The following is a 13,939-nucleotide window of genomic DNA, read 5'->3' on the forward strand; positions in this document are numbered from 1 at the left end:
TATGAATTATGAATTATGAATTATGAATTATGAATTATGAATTATGAATTATTTTAATCTTAAGCCAAGAACCAAGAACCAAGAACCAAGAACTGTCAACTGTCAACCAACAACCAAAAACTAATTACTAAAATTTTGAAATGCGATTTCATTCTTTTAATTTTGCGTAGATGAGAGATTCTTTTGTACATCGGGGAAAACGTCGGCAGTTGGTGGATTATCTTCAGCGCGGTTTGGGGATTAGCGATGCGCTGGTTCTTAATGCGATGAATGAGGTACCGCGACATCTTTTCATAGAAAGCGTTTTCGAAGATTATGCTTACGAAGATCGCGCGTTTCCGATTGCCGCTGGACAAACGATTTCGCATCCGTCGACAGTTGCAGAACAGTCCGAATTGTTAGAGCTAAAACAAGGTGAAAAAGTTTTAGAAATCGGAACGGGTTGCGGTTATCAAACTGCAGTTTTGATGAAGATGGATGCTCAAGTTTACACTATTGAACGCCAAAAAAGCCTTTACGAATTTTCCACAAGAATGTTCCGAGAATTGATGTTGAGACCAAAGTTTCAGAGTTTTGGTGACGGTTTTGCTGGACTTCCAAGTTTTGCTCCTTTTGATAAAATTATCGTGACTTGCGGTGCAGAACAATTACCAACCGAACTTTTGCGCCAATTGAAAGTTGGTGGAAAAATGGTGATTCCGTTAGGTCCAACCGATCAACAAATGTTGTGTCGATTTACAAAAATTTCGCAAAAAGAAATCGAAAAAGAAGAATTCGGGATTTATAAATTTGTCCCAATGTTGCAGGATAAAAACCACTGAAAATGATGAATACAAAGCAAGAAAAAATGGAAGCTTTCGGGCGTTTGCTCGATATTATGGATGATCTTCGTGAGAAATGTCCATGGGATCAAAAGCAAACTTTCGAGACACTTCGTCATTTGACTTTGGAAGAAACTTACGAATTATCGGATGCGCTTTTGAGTGAAGATTTACAGGAAATAAAAAAAGAATTAGGCGACGTTCTTCTGCATTTGGTTTTTTATTCTAAAATAGGTTCCGAAAAGGAAAGTTTTGATATTGCGGATGTTATCAATTCGTTAAATGAAAAGCTGATTTTCCGTCATCCCCATATTTACGGCGATGCAGTTGCGGAAGATGAAGACACGGTCAAGCAAAATTGGGAAAAGTTAAAACTTAAAGAAGGTAACAAATCCATCCTTTCTGGTGTTCCCAAATCTTTACCCGCTTTGATAAAAGCTTATCGAATTCAGGATAAAGTGAAAGGTATCGGTTTTGAGTTTGATAGTGCGGATGATGCGTGGGGAAAAGTAGAGGAGGAACTGAGTGAATTCCATGCTGAAACTGAAATTGACAAAAAAGAGAAAGAGCTTGGCGATGTTTTCTTTTCGTTGATAAATTATGCCAGAATTTCGGGACTTAATCCTGATTCAGCTCTAGAAAGAACTAATATTAAATTTATTTCTCGATTCCAAAAAATGGAAGATTTAGCTAGAAATAAAAATTTGGTTTTAGCAGATTTAAGTTTAGAAAAAATGGATGAATTGTGGGAAGAAGCAAAAACATTTGAAGTCTAAGTTTAATTAAAATTATTGTTTTAAATAAGATATAAAATCCGAATCAAAATATAGAATTCGGATTTTTTTGTTTAAACTAAAAGTGAATTCGACAACGTCTTCGCATATTGGAATTTTCATTTATTAAACAAAATTTTAAATTTTATAAAGAGAAATATCTATCTTTGATTTAGTAACAAATAAAAAATACATAAACTATGAAAGGAAAAGGCTGTCTAGTCCTAGTAATCGCCCTTGTTGTTATTGCAGGTATTGCATTGATGTGGGGCGTTGGTGTTCGCAACAATTTTGTGACTCAAAAAAATGTTGTAGAATCTAAATGGTCAAACGTAGAGACTGTTTATCAAAAAAGAGCTAACCTTATCCCAAATCTTGAAAGAGCAGTAAAATCTTATTCAAAATTTGAGCAAGAAACTCTAACGCAAGTTGTGGAAGCGCGAGCTAAAGCGACGTCTGTTAATATCGATCCGACTAATATGACGGAAGCAGATATGGCAAAATTCCAAGCGGCACAAGGACAACTTTCCGGTGCTTTAGGAAAATTAATGATGGTTGTTGAAAAATATCCTGATTTAAAAGCGGATCAACAATATATCAATTTCCAAAGAGAATATACAGCTATCGAAAATAGCATCCGTATGGAAACTGTTAATTACAACGATGCTGCTAGAGAATACAATACGGCGATCCAAAAATTCCCGAATAATGTTGTAGCTAATTTTACAAACTTTAAAGATAAACCTTACTTCAAAGCTGAAGCAGGTGCAGAAAAAGCGCCAGAAGTTTTCAAATAATGTATACATCTTTTTTAACAGATAAAGAAATAGCCACGTTGGTTGATACAATCCAGACTGCGGAAGATTTAACTTCTGGAGAGATTAGGGTGCATATAGACTCGACAACGCTTGATCATAATGCGAAAGTGGCTTGGGATGTTTTCAGGTCACTTAACATGGATCAAACAAGGGAGCGAAATGCTGTTTTGTTTCATGTTAATTTTGAACAAAAATATTTAACCATTATCGGTGACGAAGGTATTCATCGTAAGGTGAGACAAGCTTTTTGGGATCAATTGCATGACGAGATAACAACAGGCTTTGCAAATAGTAAATATTGCGAAGCGCTCCAAAATGCTATTCTTAAAACTGGACACGAGTTAAAAAAATATTTCCCTATAAAAGGAGAAAATAAAAATGAATTACCTAATGAGATTAGTTTCTCGTAGCTTTCTGATTGTTGTTGTTTTACTAAGTTTCATCGGGAATTTAGCAGCGCAAACTATTCCAGAAAAACCGAAAATTCTATATCCTGTTTACGATCAAGCGAATCTTTTGAGTCAACAAGAGAAAGATAGACTTAATCAAAAACTAATAAAATTCGCAGATTCTACATCAACTGAAATTGAAGTCATAATCTTACCAACAACAGGCGGAGAAGATGTTAATTTTTTGGCGGCACGTTATGGCGAAAAATGGGGCATAGGGAAAAAAGGTGTTGACAATGGCGTTGTCTTTTTGATAGCGACCGAAGATCACACCATGTCTATCCAACAAGGTCGTGCAGTCGAGCAATATTTGACGGCGTCTGTCGCAGGACAAATTTTGGATTATCTGGTAACGCCAGCTTTCAAAAATGGCGAATGGTACAAAGGTATTGAGCAAGGTACCAATGCGATTATGGAAGCGGTTGAAGGTAAATTCAAGCCGATTGTTAAGAAGAAGCAACCCGAAGGAGGCGTTAATATTGGGACAATACTTTTCATAATTGTCTTGTTAATAATCTTTATCGGCGCCATCAAAGGTGGTGGCGATGGTATGGGTGGCGGTAATTACGATGACGATGATGTGATATTGTCACGTCGCGGAAGTCGAAGATATCGTGGCGGATTCTTCCCATTCCCAGGTAGTTTTGGGGGCGGCGGTTTTGGCGGCGGATCATCAGGTGGCGGTTTTGGCGGCTTTGGTGGCGGCGGAAGCTTCGGCGGTGGCGGTGCCAGCGGCGGTTGGTAATTAATTTTGAACATACAAATCAAGCAAGTCTCAATAGGGACTTGCTTTTTTATTATATAAATCGAAGCGATAGATTGGATTTTTTTTGATATTTAATTAATTTTACAGAAATCTCAATTTTGAAAAAGACTTTAGTCCTTTTTGCACATCCTTATTTCGAACATTCTACAACCAATGTAGAGTTAATAAAAGCCTACCAAAATAATCCGAATATTGTTTTTAGAGATCTTTATGAAGATTATCCAGATTTTCATATTCAGCCATTTCGGGAGCGAAAAAGAATTGTAGATTTTGACAGAATTATTTTTCATTATCCAATGATTTGGTTTGGTATGCCACCACTTCTTAAACTTTGGCTAGAAGAAGTTTTTGATATGAAATGGCTTAATGAAGGTTTCCCGAATCCATTAGCAGGAAAAGAATGTGCTATTGTTGTCACGGTTGGCGGTAATGAGGAAAGTTATTCTAAAACGGGACGTTATAAGGTTGGTTTGACGGATTTGACGCTTGGTCTTAAACTTAGTATTGAGTCCAATGACATGCTTTTGAAAGACGAATTATACATTTATCAAGCTGACGATCTTAAAGTCTATGAGATAAAACCATTTACAAACCAATTAAAAAAAATACTCGATAACTGATGGAAGGCTCGATTGCAATGATCGCGTTAATATTTTTGGGAGCTGCAATTATTATGGTTCCTATTGTGAAGCGCTTGGGACTTAGTTCGGTTATTGGTTATATTCTTGGAGGGATAATTATTGGTCCTTTTGTTCTCAAACTTACAGGACGATCCGCCGATAATGTGATGCATGCCACCGAATTCGGCGTTATCATGATGTTGTTTCTTGTAGGATTAGAGCTGGATCCTAAAAAACTTTGGGCAATTCGGAAACGTATTTTGGGACTTGGCTTAAGTCAACTCTTGCTGTCCATTTTGTTTCTATTTGCAATATTTTATTTTGCGGGTTGGCGTGTTAACAAAGCTTTCGTTATTGCGATGTGTTTTGCATTGTCATCGACAGCAATTGTTTTACAAACCTTAAAGGAGAAAAATCTTTTCAGGACAGCAAGTGGTGAAGCATCGTTTTCAATTTTGTTATTTCAAGATATTGCGGTTATACCAATTTTGGCGTTGTTACCGATTATTTCTCCGTTAGATACAGATAACTCACATGAGAAAATATTACTGCAATATTTACCAGATTGGTTGCAACCTTTCTCGTTGATTGTCGGGATAACCGCTTTAATACTTTTGGGACGTTATATTTTTGTACCGTTTTTAAGATTTGTTTCAAAATCTGGGATGAATGAATTATTGACGGCATCATCTTTATTTCTAGTTATTGGCGTATCCGAATTGATGATTTCCGTAGGATTAAGCCCAGCGTTAGGTGCTTTTATCGCTGGTGTTATGCTTGCCAATAGTGAGTTTCGTCATGAGTTAGAAAGCCAGATTGATCCATTCAAAGGTTTGTTATTGGCTGTTTTCTTTGTAAGCGTAGGTTCGACCATTAATTTTAGTATTATTAAAAACGATCCTGTTTTTATTTTTTCTACTGCTTTTGCAGTATTGTTTGTTAAAGCTTTAATACTTTTTGGTATCGCGAAGTATTATAAAATGAATAACAATCAGAGTTTCTTCATTGCTTTCGCATTGTCGCAAGTTGGAGAATTTGCTTTTGTTTTGGTCAATTTCTCAACCAGTTTGTACTTAATAGATAAACAAACAAGCGCCGAAATGTTAGCGATTGTTGCGATAACGATGTGCATAACGCCATTTTTATTAATGTTTAAAGAACGTTTTCTCGATGATAAATTTAATAAAGAAGATAAAGGCGCTTTGCCATTAGAGCCTATAACACAGAGGAAAATAATTATCGTCGGTTTTGGATATTTTGGAAGTACCGTTGGGCGTTTGTTGAGGGCTAATGGTATACGTGCAACAGTTTTGGATAGTGACCCTGACAGAATAGCACTGCTTAGATCCAATGGATTTAATGTTTATTACGGCGATGCTACCAAAAATTCTTTATTGAGAGCAGCTGGTATCGAAGAAGCTTCGTTGTTAATTTTATGTCTTGATGATCCCGAAAAAAATAAATTAATTGTTGAATGGGTTCATGAGAATTTTCCTAAAGTGAAAATTTTTGTAAGAGCAAAAAACAGATTAGACGCTTACGATTTTATCAATAATGGCGTAGATAATATTTATCGTGAAACGCTGGGTACAGCCGTTGATCTTGCAGTGGATGTTCTTAAAGCGACAGGTATGCGAAGTTATGCTGCACGTCGTATGGGGAAACGATTTATGTTGCTTGATAAAGCTTCAACAAAGAAACTTGCCAAACAAAAAGTAAACGACATTGTATCTTTTGGACTCCGAGAATCTCTCGAACGCGAAGCCGAATTGTTAGCTTACGACAGTATATCTTTTGACGAAAACTATTGGAGCGAAGATGATGAGGAAGATCCTAAAACTATTGATACATCCAATGATGTCTAAATAAAGGACGGCATTCACATTATTTTTTCTACCTTTAGATATTCAATAATAATCATTATAATGAAAAAAGTAACAACTAGCGTGTTGATGGCTGTTTTGGCTTTCAATATTTCTTGTAGTACAATGAAACAAAATTCAACAACCGAAGTGGCAACAACTAACCAAAATACTTCTGGTGACGAGTCCATGAAAAATAATCCTTTCATGACCAAAAGTAAACTTCAGTATGAAGCACCAGAGTTTGATAAAATTAAAGATTCGGATTTCAAACCTGCGTTCGATTATGGATTAAAACAGCAAGAGCAAGAGGTTAATATGATTGCAAACAATCGTATGGTGCCGTCTTTTGAGAACACCATTGTCGCTTTAGAAAAAAGCGGTGAAGTCTTGAAGCGTGCGCAGATTGTATTTTATAATTTGAGTAGCGCAAATACCAATCCAACGATTCAGGCTTTGGATGAAGAATATGCACCAATTTTTGCGGCTCATTCTGACAAAATCTATCTAAACGAATTTCTTTACAATAAAGTAAAATCTATAAAAGAAGAAGGTCTAGATCCAGAAAGCAAAAAGTTGTTACAATATTATAAGCAGAATTTTGAAATCGCTGGTGCTAATCTTTCAGCAGCAAAAAAAGAAGAATTAAAACAAGTTAATCAAGATTTAGCGTCATTATCAACTCAGTTTTCTAACAAATTGTTGGAAGCGAGAAAACAAGGCGGTGTTTTAATTTCCGATGTTAAAGAATTGGATGGCCTTTCTGCAGACGAAATTTCTGCGGCCGCTGCTGATGCTAAAGCTGCTGGACAACCTGGAAAATATCTTTTAGCTTTACAAAATACAACGCAACAACCGATGTTGCAAAACCTAAAAAATAGAGCGACGCGCGAGAAACTTTTCAAAGCTTCGTGGGGTAGAGCAGAGAAAGGCGATGCTAACGACACAAGAGATACAGTCGAAAAATTAGCAAAACTTAGACTTAAAAAAGCTCAAATTCTGGGGAAACAAAATTTTGCAGAATGGAAGTTGCAAGATCAAATGGCAAAAACACCAGAAGCTGCAAAACAGCTAATGGATCAATTGTCGAAACCTGCGGTGGAAACTGCAAAACGTGAAGCTAATGATATTCAGGATTTGATTAATCAACAAAAAGGAGGTTTCAAAGTTGAGCCTTGGGACTGGAACTTCTATGCAGAACAAGTTAGAAAAGCGAAGTACGACCTTGACGACAACGAGATAAAACCTTATTTTGAAATTACAACTGTACTAGAAAAAGGCGTGTTCTACGCTGCTGAAAAGTTCTACGGTATTACGTTTAAAAAGAGAACGGATCTTCCGGTGTATCATCCAGATGTTGTGACTTACGAGGTTTTTGACCACGACGGAAAGTCTTTGGCGATATATTATTTGGATTTCTACACAAGAGATTCTAAAAGTGGTGGCGCTTGGATGAGTAATTTTGTCGAGCAGTCGCACATGATGGGGACCAAACCTGTCATCGTGAATTGTTATAACTATCAAAAACCAGCTCCAGGAAAGGCGTCGTTGATTAGTTATGATGATGTGACAACGATGTTCCATGAGTTTGGACACTCTATTCATGGGATTTTTGCTAACCAAAAATATACGTCTTTGTCAGGAACTAACGTGCCGAGAGACTTTGTGGAATTCCCGTCTCAGATTAATGAGCATTGGGCTTTGGATCCTGTAGTTCTTAAAAATTATGCGATTCATTATCAAACAAAACAGCCGATTCCGCAGACTTTGGTTGATAAGATTAAAAAAGCAGCGACTTTTAACCAAGGTTATATGACCACGGAATTGGTGTCTGCAGCGATTTTGGATATGGATTGGCACACAGTGTCTAAAGATTCGGATTTCAAACCGGCTTTAGATTTTGAAAAAGCGTCTTTGTTGCAACATGGTTTCACGTTGGGGACTGTTCCGCCGAGATACCATACGCCATATTTTGCACATATCTGGGGAGGCGGATATTCTGCTGGATATTACGCTTACATTTGGTCTGAAACTTTGGATGCAGACGCTTGGGAATGGATTCGTGATAATGGTGGATTGACAAGAGAAAACGGTGATAGATTCCGTAAATATATTTTGTCTGTCGGCAATTCGGTGGATTTGAATAAAGCTTTTAAAGAGTTTACGGGAAGAAATCCTGACATCAAACCTTTGTTAAGAAATAGAGGTTTTATTAAATGATTTTTAGAAATCTTAAATAATAAAAGCAAGTTGACTGTTGTTAACTTGCTTTTTATTATCCGAAATCTGCGGCCGGGATAGTAAGGGCGCGAGCGCAGCGAGCGGTCTGAAGAAATGGAATGGGAAAGTTTAGTCTTCTGAAGACGGAACCCCTGAATAGCCCGAAATGCCGCCCAAATAAAAAATCCGCTCTCCTAAAATGAAGAACGGATTTTTGTTTTACTTTTTTAGATGTTTATCGAAATAATCGGTCACTTTTTGCATCAAATGGACACGATCTTTGCCGATAACATTATGCTGATGCCCCGGATAAACGAAATAGTCCATCTGCACGCCTTTGTCAACCGCAGACTTTAAAAAGTCGATGGAATGTTGCCAAACCACAACGTCGTCTTGCGCCCCGTGGATCATCAAAAGATTTCCTTTCAGATTTTGTACTTTGTCCAAAAGATTGGTTTTGGCGTAACCTTCTGGATTTTCTTGTGGTGTGTCCATATAACGTTCTGTGTACATAATTTCGTACATATTCCAGTCGATAACCGGACCACCAGCAACGCCAGCTTTGAAAACTTCTGGATGCTTCAACATAAAGGAAGTCGTCATAAAACCGCCAAAACTCCAGCCGTGGATTCCCATATTTTGAGCATCAACATAAGGTAGAGATTTAAGGTAAGAAACGCCTTTTAGTTGGTCGTTCATTTCGGTATCGCCCAAGTTTCTGAAAACAGCTTGCTCGAATTTAAGACCTCTGTTAGACGATCCACGACCATCCATCGTGAAAATAATGTAGCCATTTTGCGCCATATATTCGTACCAAAGATTACCCGAAGCAGGGAAGGAGTTGGTGATCAATTGCAAATGCGGACCATTGTACAAATAGACAATTGTCGGATATTTTTTGTTAGGGTCGAAGTCTGTTGGAAGGATTATTTTTCCGTAAAGATCTGTGCCGTCGTCGGCTTTTAGCGTTACATTTTTAATTTCAGGACGCTTGTAGTTTTTAAGCGGATTTTCTGAAGTTAAAATATTTTCGGATTTCAGATTGTTGGTATGGATAATATTGGCAACGCGTGGCGTTGTTGCATTGGCGTAGACATCGTAGATTTTGCTTCCATCTTTCGATAAAACCGCTTGGTGCATACCTTCGGCTTTGTCTAGTCTTTCCATTTTTTGATTCTGCCAGTTAACGCGGTAGATGTGTCTTTCTAAGGCTGTTTCTTTAGTTGAAATGAAATAGATATCTTTTTGCTTTACGTTAAATCCAAGAACTTCCGTCACCAACCAATCGCCTTTTGTCAACTGAGAAACAAGACCTTTTTCCAAATTATAATGGAACAAATGGTTGTAACCCGAACGTTGACTTTGCCAGATAAAATCGGTGTTAGAATTTGGTAAGAACAGCATTGGATTTTGAGGCTCTACATATTTGTCATTGGTTTCTTCAAAAAGAGTTTTGATAAAGTTTCCGCTTTTTGCGTCATATTGATTCAGTTTCATGTGATTTTGCCCGCGATTAAGCACCGCCACGAAAATATATTTAGAATCTGGACTCCAAGAAATAGCCGTTAAATATTGCTCTTTATCGCCATCTATTTTTAGGAAATTGGTTTTATTGCTTTTAACATCGTAAACGCCCAAAGTCACCTCATGCGACTTTTGTCCAGCCATCGGATATTTGATGTTCTTGTTAACAGCGGGCGTTACCGACCAATCGATAATCGGATAATCTTTCACCATACTTTGATCCATCCTGTAGAAAGCAATCATCTCAGAATTTGGTGCTGCGAAAATCCCGCCTTTTATCCCGAATTCGTTTCTGTGAACGGATTGTCCATTGATGATATCTTTATTTTGGTCATTAGTTATTGCGCTTTCTTTTCCGTTTTGATTGATGAAAAGATTGTTGTCTTTGGTATAAACTAAACTTTTTTTGTCTTGTAAAAGTTGAAGGTTGTCGTTGTTTTCGCCTAAGGCAATCGACTCGCCAATTGTCCAAGTTTTATTAGATTTAGTTAACCAAGTTAATTTGTTTCCGCTAACATAATAAGCTTTGTTTTGACCAACGAAATTAATTCTTGGAAGCGATTTTAGTTTTGCGGTTCCAAGGTTTTGATTAAGTTGTGACAAAGAGATTAACGTATCTTGTTTTTTAGTCTTAACATCGGTTGTTAAATAAGCATTTTTTACAGAATTGATGTAAGATTGTCCATCATCTGACCACGAAAATTGTGAAATGCTTTTGGGTGCAAGATTGCTTCGTATTCCGTTAACCGCTTCTGCCATCGTGAGTTTTTGATTCTGCGCAAAAGCAAAGCTACCAACGGTCAAAGCAACCAGTGAGTATTTTATAAATTTCATTGAGTAATTGTTTAAGTACTCAAAAATACGGATTTATCTTGATTTGTTAGTTTCTTTAGAATTTTATGCTTAATCCAACAGTTTTATACTCGTACACTTGGGCTGCTGTTAATTGTACTTTGTATTTTTTTGTTTTGCTAGCGATGTTTTTATCATTTTTAATGATTCTAGATTTAGCAATATTTTTTCCGATAACATAACCTAAAAGTATGGCAATAGGATAGTCGGATGCCCAGTGGACTTTACTTTGCATCATTTCGAAAGCTAAAAGACCAAGTAACGAATAACCTACTGGCTTTATCCATTTTTTTTCGGGGTAATTTTCGGTAAGTACGGTTAATGCAGACATTGCAGTCATCAAATGTCCAGATGGCATCGCGTCATAACGCGAGGTGTCATTTTGAAAAGCTTTAAAGCTTGGGGCAAATTTCCAATGGCTATGTTCGCGTCCATCGTTAATAGTTATAAAAGGACTTTCGCGCCCTGTTAGTCTTTTTATTGGTTGAGAAAATAGTCCTGAAACAGCAATACTTTCTAATAATTGCATCGACGTACTTAATGATCGGTAGTCATTTTTTATTAATCCGTAAGTTAACATTCCACCAGAAAGTAAAACTACGGTCATCCCATTACCAAGGAAATAAAATGCGGAATTGACATTCCCAGGGATAATTTTTAAAGGCCCCAAATCTTTGTAAAAATGATCTTCTGATAAACCTAAATCTTGCCCGAAACTTCGACTGTTACGGATAATCCAAGGATCGGCTGGTAACATTGCTAATGTCAGTCCAAGTGAAGCTAAAGAATAAGGGCAGACCTCTTTCGAGACAACATCTGTAGCAGTCCCAATAAAATTATTTGGTATTTTATTAACCAAATCCCAGACTTTTGGTTTTTTATAAGTAATGGTTTCGGTATCGGATATGTTGTAGGTTTGAGTTTTTATTTCGGATGTTATTAGGCTATCAATTGCTAAGCTGTCTTTTTGTTGAGAAAATAATGAAGCGCTACAAAGAAAGCTTACTGCAATCAAATTTTTTGTGGGGAATGTCATGGATAGTTTAGTTTTTGCGAATTTAAGCTATAATTTTAAACTCAAAAAAAATCCTTCAAAATTTTTGAAGGATTTTATGTTTTATTTGTTAAAAAAAATGTTTATCGGTAAAGATTTTTAAGATCTAACAGAACTAAACATTTCTATTTATGAAGTTTGTTCTGACAAATATTCCCATTCTTGCAACGCAAGATCAAGTTTTTCCTTTGTCTTGTTGTATTGTTCTAAAGTTTCGTCCGAAGGATTACTTTTCGTGAACTGCGCTTCAAATTCCGAAACCTTGGTTTCAAGCTCCGAAATTTTTTCTTCCACTTTTTTAATCTTATTTAAAACTGCTTTTTGTTCTTTAGTTACAAAACCAGAATTAGTAGAAACTTCCTTTTCAACAGGTTTTTCTTCTTTTTTTGATTGTTCAACTTTGGCTTCTTCACCATGAAGTTTTGCTTTTTCAGCAGAGATTTCGCGGATACTTTCTTTTTGACGGAACTCTAGATATTCGTCGATGTTTCCTAAGAATTCCTTCATTTTTCCATCACGGAATTCAAAGATTTTATCACAAAGACCTTGCAAGAATTCACGGTCGTGAGAAATAACAATCAAGGTTCCTTCAAACTTTTGAAGCGATAATTTGATGATTTCTTTAGATTGAATGTCCAAGTGGTTGGTAGGTTCGTCCATAATCAACGTATTGAAAGGACGCAACAACAACTTACAAAGTGCAAGACGGTTACGTTCTCCACCCGAAAGGACTTTCGTCTTTTTGGTAACATCTTCCCCTTGAAACAAGAAAGATCCTAAAAGGTCACGAACTCTAGGTCTCGTTTCTTCGGTTGCTGAATCTTCCGCCTCCTGAAGAACCGTTTTGTCTGGTGTTAAAACTTCTTCCTGATTTTGAGCAAAATAACCAATATTAACATTGTGTCCCAAAGTCCGATTTCCGGAATAGTCTTTAATTTCGCCAGCCAAAATTTTAGCTAAAGTCGTCTTACCTTGACCATTTTGTCCCAACAAAGCGATACGATCGCCACGTTGTACAAAGAAATCGACATCATCAAAAATCTGTTTTTGACCGTAAGCTTTTCCTAATTTTTCGGCTTCGAAAACCACTTTACCCGGAACGACAGATTGTACAAATCGAATATTAAATTTAGAAACGTCCTCGTTGTCGATTTCGATACGTTCTATTTTTTCTAATTTTTTAATTAAAGATTGCGCAAAAGAAGCTTTGGTCGCACTTGCACGGAACTTGTTGATGTTGTCTTCCATCTGTTTAATTTCCGCATCTTGGTTTTTCTTCGCTTGTGATAACTTCTCGCGACGTTCTTCACGCATCACCAAGTATTTGGAATAATTGGCTTTGTAATCGTCCACTTTTTTGTTGTTAACATCAAAAGTTCTGTTACAAACTGCAGTCATAAACTGCTTATCGTGACTTACCAAAACAATCGCGCCATTGTAATCTTTCAAAAAGTTTTCTAACCAAATAATGGATTCCATATCCAAGTGGTTGGTTGGCTCATCGAGAAGCATTAAATCATTTTTTTGAAGTAAAAGCTTCGCCAATTCGATACGCATTCTCCATCCACCAGAAAACTCGTCAGTGATTTTATGAAAATCATCCGCTTTGAAACCAAGTCCAAATAAAACCTTTTCTACATCGCCTTCTAGGTTGTAGGCATCGTGATTCATCAACAAATCGTTTAGCTCTGTCATTTTCTGAATAAGGTCAGAGTAAGCGTCGCTTTCGTAATCTGTTCTGGTTGCTAATTGGTGGTTAACCTCTTCTAATTCGTCCTTCCAAGCATTAATTTGCTCAAAGGCTTGCATGGTTTCGTTCCAAACAGTTCTACCTTTTACAAAATCTAAATCTTGTTTTAGAAAACCAATCGTGATATTACCTTCTGTAACAACGTTGCCTTCAAAAAAAGTAATTTCTTTTGAAAGTATTTTAAGAAGTGTAGATTTTCCTGCTCCATTTTTACCTACCAATCCGACTTTGTCATCTTTTTTAATAGTGAAATTCACATCTCTAAAAAGATAATTTCCGGAGTGATGAAGCCCTAAACCTTGTACTGAAACCATGTCTTAAATTTTACGGTGCAAAAGTAAGGATTTTAAGCGAGAGAGAAAATTGAAGTTTTACTTATGAATTATGAATTATGAATTATGAATTATGAATTATGAATTATGAATTATGA

At 36.7% G+C, this 13,939-nt stretch carries 11 protein-coding genes; 8 read left to right on the plus strand and 3 right to left on the minus strand.

Translation table 11 applies throughout. The features are described 5' to 3' along the window. The first annotated feature begins 170 nt into the window (after positions 1 to 170). The 8 genes from RT037_RS13205 (at position 171) to RT037_RS13240 (ending at position 8,329) form a co-directional block, all read left to right on the plus strand. The gene (locus RT037_RS13205; RefSeq protein WP_313032164.1) at positions 171 to 821 is read left to right on the plus strand and encodes a protein-L-isoaspartate(D-aspartate) O-methyltransferase; all 651 of its coding nucleotides are present in this window, start codon (positions 171 to 173) and stop codon (positions 819 to 821) included. Between the two features lie 5 nt (positions 822 to 826). Further along, positions 827 to 1,597, plus strand: coding sequence for a nucleoside triphosphate pyrophosphohydrolase (gene mazG / locus RT037_RS13210; protein ID WP_313032175.1), 771 nt, complete (start codon positions 827 to 829; stop codon positions 1,595 to 1,597). A gap of 197 nt (positions 1,598 to 1,794) precedes the next feature. Beyond that, positions 1,795 to 2,391 carry a LemA family protein gene (locus RT037_RS13215; RefSeq protein ID WP_079666850.1) on the plus strand — a complete coding sequence of 199 codons (597 nt, stop codon included), beginning with the start codon at positions 1,795 to 1,797 and terminating at the stop codon, positions 2,389 to 2,391. After that, the gene (locus tag RT037_RS13220) at positions 2,391 to 2,822 is read left to right on the plus strand and encodes a TPM domain-containing protein (RefSeq protein WP_312324760.1); all 432 of its coding nucleotides are present in this window, start codon (positions 2,391 to 2,393) and stop codon (positions 2,820 to 2,822) included. The genes RT037_RS13215 and RT037_RS13220 overlap by 1 nt, the downstream gene beginning before the upstream one ends. After that, a complete protein-coding gene (locus RT037_RS13225; protein ID WP_313032166.1) occupies positions 2,803 to 3,606 on the plus strand; it encodes a TPM domain-containing protein in 804 nt (267 codons plus the stop codon). Before RT037_RS13220 ends, RT037_RS13225 begins: the two co-directional genes overlap by 20 nt. A gap of 119 nt (positions 3,607 to 3,725) precedes the next feature. Then, positions 3,726 to 4,247, plus strand: coding sequence for an NAD(P)H-dependent oxidoreductase (locus tag RT037_RS13230; protein ID WP_079666853.1), 522 nt, complete (start codon positions 3,726 to 3,728; stop codon positions 4,245 to 4,247). Continuing rightward, a complete protein-coding gene (locus RT037_RS13235) occupies positions 4,247 to 6,112 on the plus strand; it encodes a monovalent cation:proton antiporter-2 (CPA2) family protein (RefSeq protein ID WP_313032169.1) in 1,866 nt (621 codons plus the stop codon). The genes RT037_RS13230 and RT037_RS13235 overlap by 1 nt, the downstream gene beginning before the upstream one ends. A 60-nt stretch (positions 6,113 to 6,172) precedes the next feature. After that, a complete protein-coding gene (locus RT037_RS13240; protein WP_313032171.1) occupies positions 6,173 to 8,329 on the plus strand; it encodes a M3 family metallopeptidase in 2,157 nt (718 codons plus the stop codon). Positions 8,330 to 8,548: 219 nt separating this feature from the next. Here the strand turns inward: RT037_RS13240 and RT037_RS13245 are convergent, their stop codons facing one another. From RT037_RS13245 to abc-f, 3 genes are all read right to left on the minus strand, one after another. Then, positions 8,549 to 10,687: a DPP IV N-terminal domain-containing protein gene (locus RT037_RS13245; RefSeq protein ID WP_313032172.1), complete on the minus strand. Its 2,139-nt coding sequence runs from the start codon at positions 10,685 to 10,687 to the stop codon at positions 8,549 to 8,551. A gap of 55 nt (positions 10,688 to 10,742) precedes the next feature. Next, a complete protein-coding gene (locus RT037_RS13250) occupies positions 10,743 to 11,741 on the minus strand; it encodes a phosphatase PAP2 family protein (protein ID WP_313032173.1) in 999 nt (332 codons plus the stop codon). Between the two features lie 147 nt (positions 11,742 to 11,888). Beyond that, on the minus strand, positions 11,889 to 13,823 hold the full coding sequence (gene abc-f, locus RT037_RS13255; protein WP_313032174.1) for a ribosomal protection-like ABC-F family protein: 1,935 nt from the start codon (positions 13,821 to 13,823) through the stop codon (positions 11,889 to 11,891). Positions 13,824 to 13,939: the final 116 nt, after the last annotated feature.

Origin of the sequence: Soonwooa sp. (assembly GCF_032062245.1) — a bacterium.
Lineage (GTDB): Bacteria > Bacteroidota > Bacteroidia > Flavobacteriales > Weeksellaceae > Soonwooa.